The sequence below is a fragment of the Hymenobacter sp. H14-R3 genome, from assembly GCF_030063445.1.
In the GTDB taxonomy this organism is placed as follows: Bacteria; Bacteroidota; Bacteroidia; order Cytophagales; family Hymenobacteraceae; genus Hymenobacter.
Genome location: NZ_JASITD010000077.1, coordinates 1 through 1043, shown reverse-complemented (window position 1 = coordinate 1043; position 1043 = coordinate 1). Strand labels below are relative to the sequence as shown.

Annotated in this window: 1 protein-coding gene; it reads right to left on the bottom strand. The window is 56.5% G+C overall.

Annotated elements, in window-relative coordinates; translation table 11 throughout:
- Window positions 1–65 precede the first annotated feature (65 nt).
- The gene (locus tag QMK33_RS23365; RefSeq protein ID WP_283567042.1) at window positions 66–944 is read right to left on the bottom strand and encodes a hypothetical protein; all 879 of its coding nucleotides are present in this window, start codon (window positions 942–944) and stop codon (window positions 66–68) included.
- Window positions 945–1043: the final 99 nt, after the last annotated feature.

Sequence of the window (1043 nt, the reverse complement as noted above, 5' to 3'; positions counted from 1 at the left end):
TGCGGCAACTCACGCGGCCCAATGCCCGAGCGCAAGAGCCAGTGGCCCGTAAAATTACGGCCCTGCTAGACTGGATTATTCGACAAGTTACTTACTATCAATTCCCTAAAATAGTAGGGTAGAGTGGTATTCGCGTTATTCGTAACGGCAGCGCCGCCAGCAGTGGTAAGCTGGCTGGTCAGGCCAGCGCGCAGGCCGGGGCGCGCCGTGCCGTCGGGTATCATGAAGATGGCCGTTTCCTGGCCCGCCGGGAAGCCGGGGCCAGCGGGCATGCCGTTATTATCAAACCGACGTTGGCTTATAGCACTATTGTTCAATGCGTTAGCATTCACAATAAACTGCCGCAGCGAGCCCTGGCCCGCGTCGCTGGTATTAGTTACTACGTTAAAGCTGAAGCCGAAATCCACGTTGACGAAGTCCTCAAATCTATCGGCATCTGATATATTGACATAGACCTGCGCGCCGGCCGCGCTCAGCGTGAGGTTGGTTTCGTTTGCGCCCCCGTCGGCTACGCCGGGGTTTTGACCCCCTACATAAGCAAAATCATCACCTTTGGTACTGGGAGTTTTGCCAGTGAATATAGTGCGGTAGGTAACCACGGGCACCGAATTGGTACCTGAGCGGCGGCTCGACGTTACGGAGGAGCTTACAACCCGGATGGTGAAGTTGTTATTGACCGTATTAAAGGCAAAACTATAGCTTCCGTCGCTGCCTGTGGTGGTGGCATCCAAAAATTGCTTAGAACCTGTATCATACCTCTCTACGCGCGCGCCCCCCCGTGGCAAGCCCCCCGTGGTGGCATAGGCCGCGCCGCGACCCCCGCCGTAGTTCACATCTTCAAACACGCGGCCCTTAATGGTACCCGCCGAGGCAGTGAGGGAGGCCAGCAGTGCCAAGCCCGAAAGACCAGCGCCAACTAGTGCTGCGTCAAGCGGATTAGGCAACAAAACAACGAGCTTAGAGTTGGGGATACATGTCTCGACCCATCACTCCCTTTACCCTACCAGCGGCTGACCAGGCCGCCCTCGAAAAGTTTACGCGTA